The following is a 20,114-nucleotide window of genomic DNA, read 5'->3' on the forward strand; positions in this document are numbered from 1 at the left end:
GGAAATGACCGGGCAAGCGTAGCCAGACCATACCAACAACGGGCGCGCAGAGAGCCGGCAGCAACAGGCAGCAAAAAAGCAGGAGCAACATAAAGATGGCGACGATCAAGGATGTGGCCGCCGTGGCGGGGGTGTCTTTCACGACGGTGTCGCATGTGGTGAACAATTCGCGTCCGGTGTCGGCGGATGTGCGGGCCAAGGTCGAGCGCGCGATCCGCGACCTGAACTACGTGCCGTCGGCGGTGGCGCGCTCGCTCAAGGCGCGCGCGACGGCGACCGTGGGGCTGCTCGTGCCCAACGGCACGAACCCGTATTTCGCGGAGCTGGCGCGCGGGGTCGAGGATGCCTGCGCGCGCAAGGGCTACTGCGTGTTCTTCTGCAACTCCGACGACGACCCGGCAAAGCAGCGCAGCTATCTGCGCGTGCTGCAGGAAAAGCGCATCGACGGCCTCATCGTCGCCTCGGCCGGTGACGACGCCGTGCTGGCTTCGACGCTCGCCGACGCGCGCGAGCCGATCGTCGTCATCGACCGCAACATCGAGGGGCTCGACGCCGATCTCGTGCAGATCGACCACGAGCGCGGCGCCTGGCTCGCCACGCGCCATCTGCTCGAACTCGGGCACTCGCGCATCGGCTGCATCACCGGGCCGGTCACGACCGCGGTGAGCGCGATGCGCATGCACGGCTTCCTGCGCGCCATGTCGGAGCGCGGCGTGGAGATCGCGCCGGGTGCGATCGTCGAAGCCGACTTTTCCGGTGCGGGCGGCTACCGCGCGGCGGCGCAGCTGTTCGACAGCGTGCGGCCGACGGCGATCTTCGCCGGCAACGACATGATGGGCATCGGCGCCTTGCGCGCGGCCGCCGAGCGCGGCTTGCGTGTGCCGGGCGACTGTTCGATCATCGGCTTCGACGATATCGAGCTTGGCAATTTCACGTGGCCCGCGCTCTCGACCGTCGGGCAGCCGGCGCGCGCGCTCGGCGACATGGCGGCGCTCACGCTGATCGAGCGCATTGCGAACTCGCGCGAGGAAGGTGCGACGGCGCGCCGCCGCGTGATGCCGCCTACGCTCTTTGCACGCGAATCGACGGGGCCCTGGGTCGGCGCGGCGGAATACGCGCCGCTCGCGGCCTGAGGCCAGGCAGCCGCACCCAAGGCGCGCCGGCCACCATCCAGGAGGCATCGTGACGACTGACGCAGCAAAGCCGACCGACGCGCGCGCTCGCGTGGCCGTGGTCGGCAGCCTCAATATGGATCTCGTCGCGCGTGCGCCGCGCCTGCCGGCTCCGGGCGAGACGCTCGCGGGGAGTGCGTTTGCGCAGGTGGCGGGCGGCAAGGGCGGCAATCAGGCGGTGGCCGCGGCGCGCCTCGGTGCCCATGTGGCCATGGTCGGCCGGGTCGGCGCCGACAGCAATGGCGAAGTCTTGCGCGCAGGCCTCGTGGCAGAGGGGATCGACTGCGGCGCCCTCGAAACGTCGCCGGGCGCACCGACTGGCGTGGCGCTGATTATCGTCGACGACGCGAGCCAGAACGCCATCGTCATCGTGGCGGGCAGCAACGGCGAAGTCACGCCCGAGACGATCGCGCGCAACGAGGCCGTGCTCGCGCGGGCCGACGTCGTGGTCTGCCAGCTCGAAACGCCCCCGGACGCGGTGGCGGCCGCGCTTGCCGCCGCACGGCGGCTCGGCAAGATCACCATCCTCAATCCGGCGCCCGCGACGGGGCCGCTGCCCGCGCAGTGGCTCGCGCTCATCGACTACCTCGTGCCGAACGAACTGGAGGCCGCGGCGCTTACCGGCCTGCCCGCGAGCACGCCCGAAGCGGCCGCGCGCGCGGCGTTGGCCCTGCGCGAGGCAGGCGCGCGCAACGTCCTGGTGACGCTCGGCGCGCAGGGCGTATGTGCGCTGCTGGAGGGCGCCGCGCCAGCCCATCTGCCCGCGCCGCGCGTCGAGGCCGTAGACACGACGGCGGCCGGCGACACCTTCATCGGCGCATTGGCCGGGCGTCTCGCCACGGGCGCGCCTGCGCTCGAAGCCATTGCATTCGCACTGCGCGCGGCGTCGGTTTCCGTCACCCGCGCGGGCGCGCAACCTTCCATCCCGACGCTCGCCGAACTCGCGGGTTGAGCCAATTCGCACGTCTTGCGGACATAGCCGGCCGAAGCGCCGGCTATTCGCGCAGCTCATGAATGGTTTCCCCTAATACTTCATACCATATACATATTTCAAGACCAAGAAAGCCCGTGCCGTAAACGCGTGTTAGAAGCGCAACTCTATCTCGGGCGCCAGGCCCGACCACACAACACGCGTTGGGGGAGACATGGGCAAGGGCATCAGTATCAAGGCGCGCATCGGCATCACAATGGGCTTTCTGGCAACGTTGATCGTCGTGATCAGCGCGGTCGGATTGCTCGGTCTCACGCGTTCGAACGACGCGTATCGCGAGACCTTCACCGACCAGATGCCCAGTTCGCACGCGGTCAACCTGGCTGAAATCTATGCGGCGCGCGAGCGGCTCGCACTCGACCGGGCCGCCTTCGAACTGGGTACGCCGGACGCCGCCGCGACGATCGAGCGTGCGCGCATGCTGCGTGGCGTATCGGACGACTACTGGAAAAAGTACATGGCCTTGCCGCGCGACGGCGAGGAAGCGCGGCTCGCTCAGGACGTGGCAGCCCGGCGCGAGGCGCTGCACCAGATTGCGGACCAGTTCTCGAGCACCGTGCAGTCGGGCGACCAGGCGAAGGTCACGGCGGGCGCCAAGGCGCTCAAGGAAGCCTATGACGGGCTCTCGAAGGCCGACGCCGTGCTCGACAAGTTCCAGATGACGCAGGCGCAAAAGGGTTTCGACGACGCCCAGGCCGCGTTCTCGCAACTGCGCATCGCGTGCATTGCGGCGCTGCTGGTGGGCATCGGCGCGGCCGCCTTTTCGTTCTTCTCCCTGCGCCGCGCCATTGCCGAGCCGCTTGGCGAGGCGCTCGGCGCATTCCATGCGATCGCCGCGGGCGACCTTCGCCGGCCCGTGGTCGTGCGCCGCAACGACGAGATGGGCGAACTGCTCGGCGGCGTCGCGCAGATGCAGCGCAGCCTCACCGAAACGGTGCGTTCGGTCCGCTCGGGCACCGAATCGATCGCCACAGCCACGCGCGAGATTGCCGCGGGCAATCTCGACCTTTCGTCGCGCACCGAAGAGCAGGCCTCGGCGCTGCAGGAGACCGCCTCGAGCATGGAGCAGCTCACCGGCACCGTGAAGCAGAACGCCGACAACGCGCGCCAGGCCAGCGCGCTCGCCGCCAATGCCTCGGAAATCGCCAACAAGGGCAGTTCGGTCGTCAATCAGGTGGTCGGCACGATGGGCGACATCAACGACAGCTCCGCGAAGATCGCCGACATCATCACGATCATCGAGGGCATCGCGTTCCAGACCAATATTCTCGCGCTCAACGCGGCCGTCGAAGCGGCGCGCGCGGGCGAGGAGGGGCGCGGCTTCGCCGTGGTGGCGGGCGAGGTGCGCAGCCTGGCTCAGCGCTCGTCGGCGGCGGCCAAGGAGATCAAGGGGCTCATCGACACTTCGGTCGAGCGCGTGCAGGCGGGCTCGGCGCTCGTCGACGAAGCAGGGCGCACGATGACCGAGATCATCGCCGCGGTGCAGCGCGTGACCGACATCATGGGCGAGATCGCGGCGGCTTCCCAGGAGCAGTCGGGCGGCATCGACCAGGTCGCGCGCGCGGTCACGCAGATGGACGAGGTAACGCAGCAAAATGCGGCACTTGTCGAGGAGGCGGCGGCCGCGGCGCAGTCGCTCGAGGACCAGGCGGGACGCCTGCGCGAGGCCGTCGCGGTGTTCAGCCTCGACGACGCAGCGCTCGGCGCAGCACCGGTACAGACGACGCGGGCAGCCGCACGGGCGGCTTCCGTCTCCCGTTCCGTTTCGCACCCGGCAAAGGCCAGCGGCGCCTCTGCCGCTGCGGCGAAGCGCACGCCGCGTCGCGCTCCCGCCGCCGCCCAGCCGGCCGCGCGGCCCGTTGCCGCTCCGAGCGCTCCCGTGGGCGCGGTGGCAGCGGGCGCCGGTTCGAACGGCGACTGGGAGACCTTCTGAAGCGACATTTGTCAGGAACGCAGGCCCTCCCTATGTTTGAGAACCAGCCGCTGCGTCGCAGCGGCTTTTTCACCTTTGATCCCGCTTTGCGGCCCCGCCATGCACCATACGGGCGCCGTTACGGTACATTGTCAGCCGTGTCATCTGCGCGGCCCGGTCGGCGCGCTACACTGCGGCGCCCTGCGGTGCCCGCGAGCGGCATGGCGTCGTGCTGGATTCAGCCCGCGCCCATGTGCACGCGCGGACCGCGCGGGGTGGCGCCGCAAGGCAAGGTACCCGCGCCGCAGGGCAAGGGAGGGCGCACAGCGCCACGCAGCACGGATCGCGCCGGCATCGAGCGCCGGTGCCGCATGACAGCACAAACAAGGAACCCGACATGACGCATGACGATCTCGCGCAACGCCTCGTGAATGCGCGCCGGCATCATCATCTGATCGAAACCCTGGAGCCCGAGCGCGTGCCGCCGGACGCGGCCACTGCATACGCGATCCAGCAGGCGGTGCTCGCCGGGCTCGAAACGACCACGGGCGGCTGGAAGGTGGGGGCGCGCGCACCGGGCGGCCCCGCTTCCGGCGCACCGATCCCGGCGCCGCTTGTGCACGCCTCGCCGGCGCGCTTCGAGCGGAGGCACTTTTTCCGCGTGCTCGTGGAACTGGAGATCGCGTTTCGTTTTTCGGAACCGATCGTTCCGCGCGCCGAAGCCTATGCGCGCGACGAGGTGCTGGCGCGCGTGGGCCAGATCCTCCCGGCCATCGAGATTGTCGATAGCCGTTTCGCGCAGTGGCCCAACGTCGCGCCGCTCGCCCAGCTCGCCGATGCGCAGAACAATGGCGCGCTCGTGACCGGCCACGCGCTACCGTACTCCGCACTGGCCCGCGCGCTCGATTTCGTCGCCCCGGAGCTCGAATTGACGTTCGACGGCGCCTCGCTCGTGCCGGAGGCGCCAGGCAACCCCGCGGGCGATCCGCGCGAACTGCTCGTCTGGTTCGTCAATCATTGCGCTGCAATGGGCATCACGATCGAGCCCGAATGGACCATTACGACGGGCACCTATGTCGGTGCGCATCGCATCGACAAGCCCGGTCTCCTGCACGGCCACATCGACGGATTAGGGGAAGTCGAAGTCGAATTTGTCTAGATTGCGCAGGTGCGCTCGATGTAACAATCGTACCTGTCACATTGGCTCAAATGAACAGCCGCCGCGCGCATTGCGCGGCGGCTTTATTTTTTTGTGAGCATGGCGCGTCTCATGGGTGTACACCTGGCAACCTGTCACGCGCGTCATCTTCGTCGCGCGCGTGCGCGTCGTTCGATTGCAGGGGGAAAAGCACTACTGCCAGGAGGGCCTGTCAACGTCGGCTCGCATACGTACAAGAATGCGCGGCAGGTCACCGACGTTGGAGAAATCGACGCGTAAAACGGGAAAAAAATTGCATTGACGCGTGCTCACAACAACGCCGTGGCAGTGCGCCATACGAGCGCGCCATGTGCGCACGCGAACAAATCGTAACGAGTGGGTGTGCACCGGCACTGCACTGGTGCGTTTGATGAAGAGGCGCTGCGTATGCCGGAGCGTCGAACAGGCCGGACGACAAGGCGAAAACCGGTCTAATGTCTGGTAAAGGACTTGTTGCTGCGACTGCTCGGCCCGAAAGATTCGGGCAATACGCGGGCACAGCGTTTGAGAGGGAGCGTGACCCCGGTCTGAAATTTGCACTAGTGGGGAAGATCATTGTAAGTCGTTGTCTCACGCCCTCCAAGCGCTCAAAAATGCTTAGCTTTCGAGGGCACATCCGGCGCGATTTAACGGTGCGAAAAATTTCAAAAGGGTTTAGGATGAATTTGAGCGATGTCGTTTCCGAATAGCGCGCCGCGCACGACATCGGTCGCAGATCTCGGCGAGGAGGTAGCATGGATATCTACAGCAGCTTCGCGACCCGCTTCGAAAAAACGCGAGAGGAGGAGTTCTCGCTCGAGGAGTATCTCGCGCTCTGCAAGGAAGATCCCAATGCGTACGCCACGGCTGGCGAACGCATGCTGACGGCAATCGGCGAACCCGAACAGATCGACACCCGCAACGATCCGCGCCTGTCGCGCATCTTTGCGAACAAGGTCATCAAGGTGTATCCCGCATTCCGCGAGTTCTATGGCATGGAAGACGTGATCGAGCAGGTCGTCGCGTACTTCCGCCATGCGGCGCAAGGACTCGAAGAGAAGAAGCAGATTCTCTATCTGCTCGGACCGGTGGGCGGCGGCAAGTCCTCCATCGCCGAGCGTCTGAAGCAGTTCATGGAGCGCGTGCCGTTCTATTCGATCAAGGGCTCGCCCGTGAACGAATCTCCACTAGGGCTTTTCGACTACGACGAAGACGGTCCGATACTCGAAGAGCAATACGGCATACCTCGCCGTTACCTGCGGAGCATCCTGAGCCCGTGGGCGGTGAAGCGCCTGCACGAATATAACGGCGACATCCGCAAGTTCCGCGTGGTGCGCCGCTTCCCCTCCATCCTGCGCCAGATCGGCATTGCGAAAACGGAACCTGGTGACGAGAACAATCAGGACATCTCGTCGCTCGTCGGCAAGGTGGACATCCGCAAGCTCGAGCAATACGCACAGGACGACGCGGACGCGTACAGCTACTCCGGTGGTCTGTGTCTCGCGAATCAGGGCTTGCTCGAATTCGTCGAAATGTTCAAGGCGCCAATCAAGGTGCTGCACCCGCTGCTTACGGCCACACAAGAGGGGAACTTCAAGGGTACTGAAGGATTCGGCGCGATCCCGTTCAACGGCATCATCCTCGCGCACTCGAACGAGTCGGAGTGGAAGGCGTTCCGCAACAACCGCAACAACGAAGCACTGCTCGATCGTATTTTCGTGGTGAAGGTGCCGTACTGCCTGCGCTACTCGGAAGAGATGAAGATCTACGAGAAGCTGCTGCGCAATTCGTCGCTGGCCGAAGCGGTATGCGCACCGGGCACGCTCAAGATGATGGCGCAGATGTCGGTGCTCACGCGCTTGCAGGAGCCGGAGAACTCCAGCCTCTTCTCGAAGATGCAGGTGTACGACGGCGAAAACCTCAAGGACACCGATCCAAAAGCGAAGTCATACCAGGAGTACCGCGATTTCGCGGGCGTCGACGAAGGCATGAACGGGGTCTCCACGCGCTTCGCGTTCAAGATCCTCTCGCGCGTGTTCAACTTCGATTCGACCGAAGTGGCCGCGAATCCGGTGCACCTCATGTACGTGCTCGAACAGCAGATCGAGCGCGAGCAGTTCCCGCCGGAAACCGAGCAGAAGTATCTGTCGTTCGTGAAGGACGTGCTGGCCTCGCGTTATGCGGAGTTCATCGGCAAGGAGATTCAGACTGCTTACCTCGAGTCGTATTCCGAGTACGGGCAGAACATCTTCGACCGCTATGTCACGTACGCCGACTTCTGGATTCAGGATCAGGAGTTCCGCGACCACGACACGGGCGAGAGCTTCGACCGCGCGGCGTTGAACGCCGAACTCGAGAAGATCGAGAAGCCCGCGGGCATCAGCAACCCGAAGGACTTCCGCAACGAGATCGTGAACTTCGTGCTGCGTGCGCGTGCAGCCAATGCCGGCAAGAACCCGGCGTGGATCAGCTACGAGAAGTTGCGCGTGGTGATCGAAAAGAAAATGTTTTCGAACACGGAAGAACTTTTGCCGGTTATCTCGTTCAATGCGAAAGGATCGGCGGAAGAGCAGCGCAAGCACGAGGACTTCGTCAATCGCATGGTGGCGAAGGGCTATACGCCGAAGCAGGTCCGGTTGCTCTGCGACTGGTATCTGCGGGTGCGCAAGTCGTCGTGAACGAAGCGGCTTTACCGTCCGAGTGCGCCGCCGCGGTTTTGCGGCGGCGCAAAAGGACCCCCGGCGGGGCGCAGGCGGCGTGGCCATGAGCGGGTGAACGCGGCACGCACGATGGCAGACGCGGCAATGAACACTGCGCACCTCGCCCATTCGAAACTGGAGCGGGAGACTAGATGTGCTTCATCAAATCATCGACCGCAGGCTAGCCGGAAAGAACAAGAGTATTGCCAATCGCGAGCGCTTTTTGCGCCGTGTGAAGAACTATATTCGTCACGCCGTCTCGGAAGCGGTGCGTGACCGCAGCATCAAAGATATTCAGAGTAATCAGAGCATCACCATTCCGCGCAAGGACATTGCGGAGCCGTCGTTCCGGCACGGCCCCGGCGGCAAGCGCGAAATGGTCCACCCAGGCAACGAGGACTACATTCGCGGCGACCGCATTCCGCGCCCACAGGGCGGCGGGGGCGGAGGCGGCAGCCAGGCGAGCAACGAGGGCGAAGGTCAGGACGACTTCGTGTTCGAACTCTCGCGCGAAGAGTTCATGCAGTACTTCTTCGACGACCTCGAACTGCCGCGCCTCGTCAAAACCCATCTCATGGCCGTGCCTACGTGGAAGAGCATCCGCGCGGGCTGGGCCGCCGAGGGCACGCCAAACAACATCGACGTCGTAAGGTCGCTGCGCAGCGCGCTTGGCCGGCGTATCGCGCTCGGCGCACCGCTCGTGAACGAACTGCACGAACTCGAAGAGCAACTCGAAGTGCTCAAGGCCGACCCGGCCGACCGGCGCGAAGAAATCGCGTTGCTCGAAGAGCAGATTCATCACCTGCGCGGACGCATCTGGCGCATTCCGTTCATCGACCCGTTCGATCTGCGTTACGTGAATCGCGTGAAGCAGCCGCAACCGTCGAGCCAGGCCGTGATGTTCTGCCTGATGGACGTGTCGGGCTCGATGGACGAGCAGCGCAAGGACCTGTCCAAGCGCTTCTTCATCCTGCTGTACCTGTTCCTCAAGCGCAATTACGAAAAGATCGAGGTGGTCTTCATACGCCACCACACGCGCGCCGAGGAAGTGGACGAGGACACCTTCTTTCATTCCACCGAAAGCGGCGGCACGGTGGTGTCGAGCGCGCTGGAGCTGATGAAAAAAGTGATCGAGGACCGTTATTCGCCAAGCGACTGGAACATTTATGGCGCACAGGCTTCCGACGGCGACAATTGGACTGACGATTCACCCAAATGCCGCAAGATCCTCGCGGATGACATACTGCCTCAGGTGCGCTATTTTGCGTATATTCAGGTGACACCGGAGGAGCAGAACCTCTGGCTTGAATACGCGCAGCTCGCACTCACCGAACCGCATCTGGCGATGAAGAAAGTCGACACCGCGGCGGACATCTACCCGGTGTTCCGGGAGCTTTTCGAAAAGCAGGTGGAGCACTCATGACGACACGCCACCTGCACAATGAGGCGCGCGGCTACCAGCCGGAGCGCCGCAAGACGAGCGGCCACGAAAAAGGGCATCATGGCGAACACGGTGACGAGCGCAAGCCCGATCATCGCGAAGACGCCGAAGCGCCCGGACCTGCCGCCGGGGCTGCTCGCCACAAGGAGCATGGGCTCGCCCAGCAAAGGGAAGTGCAAATGAACGTAGCCGACAAACGGCCGTTGCCGTGCCCCTCCGACTGGACCTTCGAACTCATCGAGGAGTACGACACACATATCTCGCATGTTGCAGAGCAATACGAACTGGACGTCTACCCCATCCAGCTCGAATTGATCAGCGCCGAGCAGATGATGGACGCCTATGCGTCCGTCGGCATGCCGGTGAACTACCGTCACTGGTCGTTCGGCAAGCACTTTCTCTCCACCGAAAAGAGTTATCGCCGCGGCCAGATGGGTCTCGCGTACGAGATCGTCATCAACTCCAATCCCTGCATTGCGTATCTCATGGAAGAGAACACCATGACGATGCAGGCGCTCGTGATCGCGCACGCCGCGTACGGGCACAACTCGTTCTTCAAGGGCAACTATCTGTTCCGGTTATGGACAGATGCGCACGCCATCATCGACTACCTCGTCTACGCGAAGAATTACATCGCCGAATGCGAGGAGCGATTCGGTCTGGACCGCGTGGAGGAGTTGCTCGACTCGTGCCACGCGCTCATGAATTACGGCGTGGATCGTTACAAGCGGCCGCAAAAGCTGTCTCTCGAGCGCGAGGCGGCACTGCGCCGGGAACGCGAGGCTTATCTGCAGTCCCAGGTGAATGAGCTGTGGCGCACGCTGCCCAAGCAGCAAATGCCCGTTGCGGAGGAAACCGACGAGCGCTTTCCGCCCGAGCCGCAGGAAAACCTGCTGTATTTCGCCGAAAAGAACGCGCCGTTGCTCGAACCGTGGGAGCGGGAAGTCATCCGCATCGTGCGCAAGATCGGGCAGTACTTCTACCCGCAGCGGCAAACCCAGGTCATGAACGAAGGCTGGGCCACGTTCTGGCATTACACGCTGCTCAACACGCTCTATGCGCAGGGCAAGCTCGAAGACGGCTTCATGATGGAGTTCCTGCATTCGCACAGCAACGTGATCTATCAGCCGCCGGTGACGAAGCCGTATTACAGCGGCATCAATCCGTATGCGCTCGGGTTTTCGATGATGAGCGACATTCGCCGTATCTGCGAGAACCCCACGGAGGAGGACCGCAAGTGGTTTCCTGAGCTGGCCGGCAGTCCGTGGCTCAAGGCGCTGCACTATGCGATGCGCAACTTCAAGGACGAGAGTTTCGTGGCGCAATATCTGTCGCCGCATCTGATCCGCGAAATGCGGCTCTTCTCGGTGCTCGACGACGACATGCGCGACGCGCTCGAAGTCTCGGCCATCCACGACGACAGCGGCTATCAGTACGTGCGCCAGGCGCTTTCGCGTCAGTACGACATGCATCACCGCGAGCCGAATATCCAGGTGTGGTCGGTGAACACGCGCGGCGATCGCAGCCTCACGCTGCGTCACTTCATGAGCGATAACCGCCATCTTTCGGGCGACACCGACGAAGTGTTGCGCCACATGGCGCGCCTCTGGCAGTTCGACGTGTTCCTCGAAAGCGTGGACGAAAACGGCACGGTCCGAAAACGCTACGAATGCCGTTATATGCCGCCGCCGATTCGGGTCTAGCCATCTCGCTGCATCACGCGATTGAGCGTATAAGTCATGAGGCCAGCCTGCGGGCTGGCCTCTTTCTTTGATGCGCGTGCAACGACGTTGCAATCGATTGCGTACCGCAACGCCCACGCGCGCTAACATACTGCGCCAGTGAACCCGCAGCAAAAAAACACTGCCCGTAGAGGCGGATTTCGAAAGGATGGCGTAATGGCGTTTGAACTCTTTCGCGGCGTGCGGCCGCTTTCTCGCGCGTCTGCATGGCGCGACGCGCTCGCCGGTGTGCAGCTTGCCTCGATGAACGTGCCGCAGCTGCTTGGCTACGCACGCATCGCGGGCATGCCTGCCGTCACCGGTTTGTACACGGGCTTTCTGCCGCTCGTTGCTTTCGCGCTCTTTGGCGCGTCGCGTCACCTCGTGGTCGCTGCCGACTCCGCCACGGCCACGATTTTCGCGAGCCGCCTTACGACCATGGCTGCGCCTTCGAGCGCCGAATATGTCGCGCTCGCGGGCATGACGGCCTTGCTCACGGCTGTGTTGTTGTTGATCGCACGCGTGTTTCGTCTCGGTTTTCTCGCGGACTTCCTTTCGCGCACCGTGCTCGCAGGTTTTCTCACCGGCGTGGGCGTGCAGGTGGGGGTGGCGATGCTCGGCGACATGCTTGGCATTGCTGTCAATTCACGCCGCACGGTCCTGCAGATCAAGCAGATCGTCACGCAACTGGGCACGATTCACTGGGCGACGCTTGCCATCGCCGTGGTTGTCGTGGCTTCGATCCTGGTCTTCAAGAAGGTCCGGCCGCGCTGGCCCGTGCCCCTCGTCGCCGTGGTGGGGAGCATCGCCGCGAGCGCCATGCTGAACTTCGCGGGTCACGGCATTTCCGTGATCGGTCCGGTGCAGGGCGGCTTGCCGCGCATCGCCTTTCCCGCCGTCGACTGGTTCCAGATGATCGACCTGCTGCAGGTGGCGGCGTCGTGCTTCGTCATCATCGTCGCGCAAAGCGCCGCCACGAGCCGCGCATTTGCCGAGCGCTACGGCGAGCGCACCGACGAGGACGCCAATCTGCTCGGCCTCGCGGCGGCCAATGCGGCGGCTTCGTTCAGCGGCGCTTTCGTCGTCAACGGCAGCCTCACGCAAACCGCCATGGCCGATCAGGCCGGCGCGCGCAGCCAGTTCGCGCAGCTTGTGTTTGCGGGCGTCGTGCTCGTCGTCTTGCTGTTCTTCAGCCGCCTGCTGCAGTACCTGCCGCACTGCGTGCTGGCCGCGATCGTCTTCACGATTGCCGTGGGGCTCGTGAACATTCGCCAGCTAATCGATATTCGCCGCGAAAGTCCCGGCGAATTCCGGCTTGCGGTGACCACAGCGCTCGCCGTTGTCGTGATCGGCGTGGAGAACGGTATCCTCATCGCCATCGGCCTGTCTTTGCTGCGCCACGTGCGGCATAGCTACCGGCCGCACACCATGGTGCTCGTGCCGAACGAGGAGGGGCACTGGCTGCCCGAACCCGCGCAAGCAGGGCAGCTCACGGCGCCAGGGTTGATCGTCTATCGCTTCGGCGCCGACCTGTTCTATGCGAACGACCATCTGTTCGTCGACGAACTGCGCGCGCTGATCGATCGGGCGCCGACGCCGGTACATTGCGTGGTCGTGGATGCGGGTGCGATTACCGATCTCGATTATTCCGCGGGGCGCGCCGTAATCGACCTTTGCTCGGAACTCGGGGAGCGCGGCGTCAAGGTGATTTTCGGGCGCGTGAACCGCTACTTGCTGTCGGACATGGATCGGCACGGCATCACCCCCATCGTGGGGCGTGCGAACATCTTCCCAACGCTGCACGAAGCGCTCGCGGCGGTGCGCCCCGATCTGGAGTCGCGCACGGATACGTGAGGCTCGTGTAGCCATGCTACAAGCCAAAGCGCGCTGTAGTCCGGAAAACATGTGAAGCAGCTACATAAAAACGTCCAGAGAAACCCCGATTGTCCGTTGGATTTGGCCGCTGCTATTGTGCGCTTCAAGCGCTGTGGAAGCGCTTCCACTCCAACCTGATCCGGCTGCCCAGAACGCATACGCCGGTGATTCCCGCGCAGGAGATTTCGTGAATCAGGACACCGCATTGCCGCCTTCCGCCGCCGCAGTTGCCGACGATCCGTTCACTCCGCCCGCCAGCTCCGCGCTGTGGCGCAGCGACTTCCTTTTTGGCGCCGCCACGGCTGCGTATCAGATCGAAGGCGCGATCCACGAAGACGGCCGGCTGCCGTCGATCTGGGACACGTTTAGCGCAACGCCGGGCAAAGTGCTCGCGGGAGACACGGGCGCCGTGGCTTGCGACCACTATCACCGCTGGGAGGCCGATCTCGATCTGCTCGAAAGCCTGAATTTCGAGGCATATCGCTTTTCGATCGCGTGGCCGCGCGTGATGGACGAGGCGGGGCGGCCCAATGCCAAAGGCATCGCGTTTTACAAGCGGTTGCTGGAGCGCCTGAAGGAGAAGGGCGTGCGCACCTTTGCCACGCTCTACCACTGGGATCTGCCGCAGCACCTGGAAGACCGCGGCGGCTGGCTCAACCGCGACACCGCGTACCGCTTCGCCGACTACGCGGACCTCATGAGCCGCGAACTCTCCGGCCTCGTCGACGCCTGGATGACGCTCAACGAGCCGTGGTGCTCGGCTTACCTCGGCTACGGCAACGGCCATCATGCGCCGGGCCTGGCCAACGGCCGCTACGCCACGCAGGCCATGCATCATCTGCTGCTCGGCCACGGCCTCGCCACCAGCGTGTTGCGCGCGAACGATCCGGGCTCGACCAAGGGGATCGTCGCGAACGTGGGGCGCGGCACGCCCGATTCGTCGTCGCCGGAAGATGTGCGCGCCGCGCGCCGCTTCGAAGTGCAGCACAACGCGTGGATTCTCGATCCGCTGCTCAAGGGTGCGTATCCCGAAGAGCTGTGGGAGTTGTGGCCGGGCACCGAGCCGCTCGTGCTCGAAGGCGACATGAAGACGATCTCGGCGCCGCTCGACTTCCTCGGCATCAACTACTATTTCCGCACCAACGTGAAGAGCGATGGGGCGCACGGGTTTGTCGAAGTGCCGCTGAAGGACGTCGAGCGTACGCAGATGGGGTGGGAAGTCCATCCCGACGGTCTGCGCGACCTGCTGATCGGTTTCGGGCGCAACTACGAGAACCTGCCGCCCATCTATATCACCGAGAACGGCATGGCTTCGGACGACCGCGTGAGCGGCGGCGAAGTGAACGACACGCAGCGCATCTCGTTCCTCAAGCGCCACCTGGCCGCCGTGGACGCCGCGATCAAGGCCGGCGTGGACGTGCGCGGCTACTTCGTGTGGTCGCTGCTCGACAACTTCGAATGGGCGTTCGGCTATGAGCGGCGCTTTGGCGTCGTGCATGTCGATTACGACACGCAGGTTCGCACGCCCAAGCGCAGTGCGGAACTCATTGCGCATTTCATCGCGCAGCGGCGCGCGCTCGAAGGTGCTTGAAACACGCTCCAGGGTGTTTGACAGGGTTCCCGGGCAAGGGCAATAACTAGCGTGACAACCACGGCATGGCATGCGACGCTCGGGCATGCCGCAACACGCGCCGTGGCCGCGAAACTTCCAACCATAAGCTTTTGCAGACCAACCCGGAGCAACCGGAGCCCTGCGGGGAACCGGTAGAGGCGCGGCGCGCCCGCTCCGGATCGACAGGAGACGCAATGAAGCATAACGCACCCGTTCTGCGCGGCATCGTGGCCGCTCTCGCGCTGGCCGGCGCGCTCGCGGCCAACGCCGCGGAGCCGCTCAAGGCCAACGTGATTCACTGGTGGACGTCGGGCGGCGAGTCGGCCGCGATCAAGCAGTTCGCGCTTGCCTACGATCAGGCGGGTGGCAAGTGGGTGGACAACGCGATCGCCGGTGCGGACCAGGCGCGTGCAACGGCAATCAACCGCATCGTGGGCGGCGATCCGCCCACCGCCGCGCAGTTCAACACGTCCAAGCAGTTTCACGATCTCATCGACCAGGGACTCCTGAATAATGTCGATGCGGTTGCGACGAAGGAGAACTGGGGCGCGATTTTCCCCGAATCGATCGTCAACGCGATCCGGATCAACGGGCATTACTACGCAACGCCCGTGAACATCCACATGCAGGACTGGTTCTTCTATTCGAAGCCCGCTTTTGCGAAGGCCGGCATCAAGGGCGAACCGCAGAATTTCGACGAACTCTTTGCCGATCTCGACAAGCTCAAGGCGGCTGGCCTGATTCCGCTCGCGCTGGGCGGCCAGGCCTGGCAGGAGAAGATCACGTTCGACGCCATTTTTGCCGACATGGACCGCGATCTCTACCTGAAGGTCTATCGCGACCGCGACGCGAACGCAGTGAATTCGCCCGCGTTCCGCAACGTGCTCACGACCTTCAAGCGGTTGCATAATTATGTGGATCCGGGCTCGCCGGGCCGCAACTGGAACGACGCCACCGCGCTCGTCATTTCCGGCAAGGCGGGCATGCAGATCATGGGCGACTGGGCCAAGGGCGAGTTCTCGGCGGCGAACCAGGTGGCGGGCAAGGACTTCGGATGCTTCCCGGGTTTCAAGAATTCGCCGTACATGATCGCGGGTGACGTGTTCGTGTTTCCGAAGACCGACAACGCCGAGCAGGTCAAGGCGCAGCAACTGCTGGCGACGGTCATGACATCGCCGGGACCGCAGGCCGCGTTCAACCAGCGCAAGGGCTCGATCCCGATCCGCCCGGACGTGGACACCTCGGGCTTCGACATCTGCGCGAAGGAAGGCATGGCGATCATGAAGGACAAGTCGCGGCAACTGCCGAATCCGGAAATGCTGATTCCGCCTGATGTCCAGGGCGCGCTCCAGGATGTCATCACGAACTTCTGGAACAAGAATCAGTCGGCGGAAGACGCGCAGAAGGCCTTCGCCTCCGCAATCAAGAGCTGAGCGCAATCATGTACGCCGCCAAGCTGCATCCAGCCAAACGTCAAGCGGGGCAAGCGCGTAGCGTTCGCCCCGTGCGCCGACGGCTCTCGCTCGCCGCCTGGATCGCGCTCGCGCCCATGGCGGCGACGGTCCTGTTCGCCTATCTGGGCACGATGTTGTTTACAGCGCGCGTCTCGCTCAGCTTCTCGCGCTCGCTGCCGACCAACACGTTCGCGGGCGTGACGCAGTATGTGCGGCTCTTCCAGAACGACCGCTGGATCCTGTCGCTGCAGAATCTCGTGATCTATGGCGCGTGCTTCATCGTGGCGTGCCTCGTGATCGGGCTTCTGCTCGCGATCTTCATCGATCAGCGCGTCGTCGCGGAAGGCGCGCTGCGCACTGTGTTTCTCTATCCCTATGCGATGTCGTTCGTCGCAACGGGTCTGGTGTGGCAGTGGATCCTCAATCCTGAACTCGGCGTGCAGGCCGTGTTGCAGCAGATGGGCTTCGAGCATGCGCGCTTCGACTGGATCGTCACGCAGCGCTTCGCGATCTACACGCTCGTGATCGCTACGGTTTGGCAGGCCTCGGGCCTCGTCATGGCGCTCATGCTCGCGGGGCTGCGCGGCATCGACGACGAGATCTGGAAGGCCGCGCGCCTCGACGGCATCCCGCGCTGGCGCGTGTACGCGAGCATCGTCGTGCCGATGCTCAAAACCTCGCTCTCCACCGCGTTCGTGCTGCTCTTCGTGATGGTGGTGAAACTCTACGACGCCGTGGTCGCGATGACCCAGGGCGGCCCCGGCACCGCGAGCGAGGTGCCCGCCAAATTCATCATGGATTACCTGTTCAATCGCGCGAACATCGGGCTCGCTTCGGCCGCATCGATCGTGCTGCTCGCCACCGTCCTCGCGATCCTTGCGCCGTTCTTCTACGCGCGCAGCCGCGCCGCGCTCAAAGGAGACCGCGCATGAGCACGCCTGTAGCCGACTCGCTGCGCCCCGCACCCGCTCGAGCGCGTGCGACGCATTCACGGCGCAAGCCCCGCAAGCATTTCACGCCCGCGCGGCTCGGCGTCTACGCGTTTCTGTTGACCGCGGCGCTCTTTTTTCTGCTGCCGCTGTACGTGATGCTTGTAACCTCGGTGAAGCCGATGACCGAGATCCGTCTCGGTCACCTGCTCGCACTGCCGGTGCATTTCACGCTCGCGCCGTGGCGCGATGCGTGGTCCTCCGCGTGCACGGGGCTCGACTGCGACGGCATTCGCGTGGGCTTCTGGAATTCGGTGCGCATCGTCGTACCGAGCACGGTGCTTTCGATCGCAGTGGGCGCGATAAACGGCTACGCGCTGTCGTTCTGGCGGCCGCGCGGCGCGGGCGTGCTGTTCGGCATCCTGCTCGCGGGCGCCTTCATTCCCGTGCAGGTGATGGTGTACCCGCTCGTGCGCGTGCTGGCCTTCGTGCATCTCTTCAGCTCGCTGCCGGGCATCGTGCTGATTCACACGATCTTCGGCATGCCGGTCATGACGCTCCTGTTCCGCAACTACTATGCGTCCTTGCCGCAGGAGCTGTTCAAGGCCGCGCGCATCGACGGCGGCGGGTTCTGGCGCATTTTCCTGCAGCTCATGCTGCCCATGTCGGTGCCGATCATCGTCGTGGCGATCATCATGCAGGTCACCGGCATCTGGAACGACTACATTCTCGGCCTCGTGTTCGCGGGCACGAAGAATCTGCCGATGACGGTGCAACTGAACAACATCATCAACACGACGACCGGCGAGCGTATCTACAACGTCAATATGGCGGCGACGATCCTCACGTCGGCCGTGCCGCTCGCGATCTATTTCATTTCCGGGCGCTGGTTCGTGCGCGGCATCGCCTCGGGCGCGGTGAAAGGCTAGGAGCAGGGCATGGGCAATCTCACGAACGTTTCCGTACGCAATCTGCGCATCGACCTCGGCGCGAACACGGTGATCGACGAACTCGATCTCGACGTGCGCGCTGGCGAGTTCGTCGTGCTGCTCGGGCCATCGGGCTGCGGCAAGTCCACGTTGCTGCACAGCATCGCGGGCCTCGTCGACGTGACCGATGGCAGCATCGAGATCGGCGGGGCAGACATGACATGGGCCGACCCGAAGGATCGGGGCGTGGCGCTCGTGTTCCAGTCGTATGCGCTCTACCCGACCATGAACGTGGAGCGCAATCTCTCGTTCGCACTCCGTATCAACGGCACGCCAAAAGCGGAGATCGACCGCCGCGTGAAGCGCGCCGCCGACATGCTGCAGCTCGGGCCGCTGCTTGCGCGCAAGCCGGCGCAGCTCTCGGGCGGCCAGCGCCAGCGCGTGGCAATTGGGCGCGCGCTCGTGCGTGAGGCCGACGTGTTCCTGTTCGACGAGCCGCTCTCGAACCTCGACGCCAAGTTGCGCACCGAGTTGCGCCGCGAACTGAAGCAGTTGCACCAGCAACTCGGCGCGACGATGATCTACGTGACGCATGATCAGGTCGAGGCGATGACGCTCGCCACGCGCATGGCGGTGATGAAGGGCGGGGCGATCCAGCAGTTCGGCACGCCAGCCGAAGTCTATGCGCGCCCTGAGAACCTGTTCGTCGCGACCTTCCTGGGCGCGCCGCCGATGAACCTGCTGCGTGGCAGGCTCGAAGCCGACGAAGGCCGGCTGCGCTTTCGCGGGCAGGGGCTCGACGTGGATGTTTCGGCCTACGCGTTCAAGGGCACACCCGATCCCACGCGCGCCTGCGTGTTGGGCGTGCGACCCGAGGACGTACGGGCGGGTGGTGCGGTGCGCCCGCACGAGGCCGCGTGGGAAGGGCGCTTGACGCTCGTGGAGCCCATGGGCAATCATCGGGTACTGTGGATCGAGCATCAGGGCGGGCAGATCGCGTCGATCGATCAGGACAAGGCGCCACTCGCAGGTGGGGCGGCAGTGCCGTTCTCCATCGACGGTGCGCATGTTTCGCTGTTTGACGAAGAAACCGGCGCACGGATTTGATGGACATTACCGACAAAAAGAGAGAGACCAGGAACGTGGCGACCCTGAAAGACGTGGCGGCGCTGGCTGGCGTGGGCCTTTCGACGGCTTCGCGGGCGATATCGGGCAACGGTCCGGTGTCGGCGGAAGCCGCCGCGCGCGTGCAGGCCGCGATCGAGCAACTCAATTTCCGGCCTTCGTCCATCGGCCGGGCGATGGCCACGAAGTCGCTCGGCATCATCGGCATTTTCGTCCCGACGTTTTTCGGCTCGTACTACGGCACCATCCTGAAGGAAACCGATACGCAACTGCGCGCCGTGCGTCGCCACGTAGTGGTGGCCACGGGTTGTGGCGAAGCGTCGCCGCGCGAGCAGGCGATCGAGGCCGTACGCTTCCTGATCGGGCGGGATTGCGACGGCGTGGTGGTCATCAGCCACGATCTGTACGACGACGACCTGCAGATGCTGCATGCCATGCACCCGCGTATGGCTTTCCTCAATCGCGCATTCGATCAGTTACCCGAAGCATCGTTCTGCGCCGATCACTTTCACGGCGGCGAGATGGCTGCCCGCACGCTCATCGAACACGGCCATCGCGAGCTTGCGGTCATCGGCGGCCCGTCCACGTCGTCGGACAATGCGGCGCGTCTGCACGGCTTTTTCGCCGAGCTGGCGCGCCACGGCATCGAGCGCAGAACCGTGCCGCATATCGTGTCGGACTTCTCGCCCGAAGGCGGCTATGTGGCGGCCGGGACGCTCCTCGAGCGCAAACACCGCTTCACTGGCCTCTTCTGCGCGAACGACACGATGGCCATGAGTGCGCTCGCGCGCCTGCAGCAGGCTGGCTTGCGCGTGCCCCACGACGTCTCCGTAATCGGCTACGACGACGATTATTCAGCAGCCTACATGGCGCCCGCGCTGACCTCGGTGCACATTCCCACCGCTGAACTCACGCGCAACGCGGTGCGCTGGCTCATCAACCAGTGCTACGGCACGCAGTGGCCGATCGAACGCACCTTCCCGGTAAGCGTGACGTTGCGCGATTCGGTGGCGCGGGTGAAGTGACGGACGCCGGCCCGCTCGCGTGCATCGCGCGAGCGCGGTGAAGACGAGGGGG

Annotated in this window: 14 protein-coding genes; all 14 read left to right on the forward strand. The window is 64.1% G+C overall.

Annotated features, from left to right (window positions below; translation table 11 throughout):
- Nucleotides 1-95 precede the first annotated feature (95 nt).
- Nucleotides 96-1,133 carry a LacI family DNA-binding transcriptional regulator gene (locus tag FAZ97_RS06805; RefSeq protein ID WP_158757755.1) on the forward strand — a complete coding sequence of 346 codons (1,038 nt, stop codon included), beginning with the start codon at nt 96-98 and terminating at the stop codon, nt 1,131-1,133.
- 115 nt (nt 1,134-1,248) lie between these two features.
- Nucleotides 1,249-2,124 carry a ribokinase gene (gene rbsK, locus FAZ97_RS06810; protein WP_158759081.1) on the forward strand — a complete coding sequence of 292 codons (876 nt, stop codon included), beginning with the start codon at nt 1,249-1,251 and terminating at the stop codon, nt 2,122-2,124.
- A gap of 193 nt (nt 2,125-2,317) precedes the next feature.
- A complete protein-coding gene (locus FAZ97_RS06815; RefSeq protein WP_158757756.1) occupies nt 2,318-4,096 on the forward strand; it encodes a methyl-accepting chemotaxis protein in 1,779 nt (592 codons plus the stop codon).
- A gap of 376 nt (nt 4,097-4,472) precedes the next feature.
- Complete coding sequence (locus FAZ97_RS06820) at nt 4,473-5,234, forward strand: 2-keto-4-pentenoate hydratase (RefSeq protein ID WP_158757757.1); 762 nt, start codon at nt 4,473-4,475, stop codon at nt 5,232-5,234.
- 773 nt (nt 5,235-6,007) lie between these two features.
- Nucleotides 6,008-7,930: a PrkA family serine protein kinase gene (locus tag FAZ97_RS06825; RefSeq protein WP_158757758.1), complete on the forward strand. Its 1,923-nt coding sequence runs from the start codon at nt 6,008-6,010 to the stop codon at nt 7,928-7,930.
- Between the two features lie 175 nt (nt 7,931-8,105).
- Nucleotides 8,106-9,374, forward strand: a complete 1,269-nt coding sequence (locus tag FAZ97_RS06830; RefSeq protein WP_158757759.1) for a YeaH/YhbH family protein — start codon at nt 8,106-8,108, stop codon at nt 9,372-9,374.
- Nucleotides 9,371-11,095, forward strand: coding sequence for a SpoVR family protein (locus FAZ97_RS06835; protein ID WP_158757760.1), 1,725 nt, complete (start codon nt 9,371-9,373; stop codon nt 11,093-11,095). Before FAZ97_RS06830 ends, FAZ97_RS06835 begins: the two co-directional genes overlap by 4 nt.
- Before the next feature lie 195 nt (nt 11,096-11,290).
- Entirely contained in the window at nt 11,291-12,967 is a 1,677-nt protein-coding gene (locus FAZ97_RS06840) for a SulP family inorganic anion transporter (protein WP_158757761.1), read from the forward strand.
- 208 nt (nt 12,968-13,175) lie between these two features.
- Nucleotides 13,176-14,579, forward strand: a complete 1,404-nt coding sequence (locus FAZ97_RS06845; RefSeq protein WP_158757762.1) for a GH1 family beta-glucosidase — start codon at nt 13,176-13,178, stop codon at nt 14,577-14,579.
- A 215-nt stretch (nt 14,580-14,794) separates the two neighbouring features.
- Nucleotides 14,795-16,033: an ABC transporter substrate-binding protein gene (locus FAZ97_RS06850; RefSeq protein WP_158757763.1), complete on the forward strand. Its 1,239-nt coding sequence runs from the start codon at nt 14,795-14,797 to the stop codon at nt 16,031-16,033.
- An 8-nt stretch (nt 16,034-16,041) separates the two neighbouring features.
- A complete protein-coding gene (locus FAZ97_RS06855) occupies nt 16,042-16,986 on the forward strand; it encodes a carbohydrate ABC transporter permease (protein ID WP_158757764.1) in 945 nt (314 codons plus the stop codon).
- Nucleotides 16,983-17,912 (forward strand): carbohydrate ABC transporter permease, encoded by a 930-nt coding sequence (locus FAZ97_RS06860; RefSeq protein WP_233271647.1) that lies wholly within the window; start codon nt 16,983-16,985, stop codon nt 17,910-17,912. Before FAZ97_RS06855 ends, FAZ97_RS06860 begins: the two co-directional genes overlap by 4 nt.
- A gap of 9 nt (nt 17,913-17,921) precedes the next feature.
- Nucleotides 17,922-19,019 (forward strand): ABC transporter ATP-binding protein, encoded by a 1,098-nt coding sequence (locus FAZ97_RS06865; protein ID WP_158757765.1) that lies wholly within the window; start codon nt 17,922-17,924, stop codon nt 19,017-19,019.
- A 35-nt stretch (nt 19,020-19,054) separates the two neighbouring features.
- Nucleotides 19,055-20,062: a LacI family DNA-binding transcriptional regulator gene (locus FAZ97_RS06870; protein ID WP_199272081.1), complete on the forward strand. Its 1,008-nt coding sequence runs from the start codon at nt 19,055-19,057 to the stop codon at nt 20,060-20,062.
- Nucleotides 20,063-20,114: the final 52 nt, after the last annotated feature.

Source organism: Paraburkholderia acidiphila, assembly GCF_009789655.1.
GTDB classification, from domain to species: domain Bacteria; phylum Pseudomonadota; class Gammaproteobacteria; order Burkholderiales; family Burkholderiaceae; genus Paraburkholderia; species Paraburkholderia acidiphila.

Bases quoted from the DNA above. Each gene is read 5' to 3' on its own strand.
- FAZ97_RS06835 (WP_158757760.1), top strand. From the start codon at position 9,371: ATGACGACACGCCACCTGCACAATGAGGCGCGCGGCTACCAGCCGGAG.
- FAZ97_RS06825 (WP_158757758.1), top strand. From the start codon at position 6,008: ATGGATATCTACAGCAGCTTCGCGACCCGCTTCGAAAAAACGCGAGAG.
- FAZ97_RS06840 (WP_158757761.1), top strand. From the start codon at position 11,291: ATGGCGTTTGAACTCTTTCGCGGCGTGCGGCCGCTTTCTCGCGCGTCT.
- FAZ97_RS06815 (WP_158757756.1), top strand. From the start codon at position 2,318: ATGGGCAAGGGCATCAGTATCAAGGCGCGCATCGGCATCACAATGGGC.
- FAZ97_RS06850 (WP_158757763.1), top strand. From the start codon at position 14,795: ATGAAGCATAACGCACCCGTTCTGCGCGGCATCGTGGCCGCTCTCGCG.
- FAZ97_RS06820 (WP_158757757.1), top strand. From the start codon at position 4,473: ATGACGCATGACGATCTCGCGCAACGCCTCGTGAATGCGCGCCGGCAT.
- FAZ97_RS06860 (WP_233271647.1), top strand. From the start codon at position 16,983: ATGAGCACGCCTGTAGCCGACTCGCTGCGCCCCGCACCCGCTCGAGCG.
- FAZ97_RS06855 (WP_158757764.1), top strand. From the start codon at position 16,042: ATGTACGCCGCCAAGCTGCATCCAGCCAAACGTCAAGCGGGGCAAGCG.
- FAZ97_RS06865 (WP_158757765.1), top strand. From the start codon at position 17,922: ATGGGCAATCTCACGAACGTTTCCGTACGCAATCTGCGCATCGACCTC.
- FAZ97_RS06805 (WP_158757755.1), top strand. From the start codon at position 96: ATGGCGACGATCAAGGATGTGGCCGCCGTGGCGGGGGTGTCTTTCACG.
- rbsK (WP_158759081.1), top strand. From the start codon at position 1,249: ATGGATCTCGTCGCGCGTGCGCCGCGCCTGCCGGCTCCGGGCGAGACG.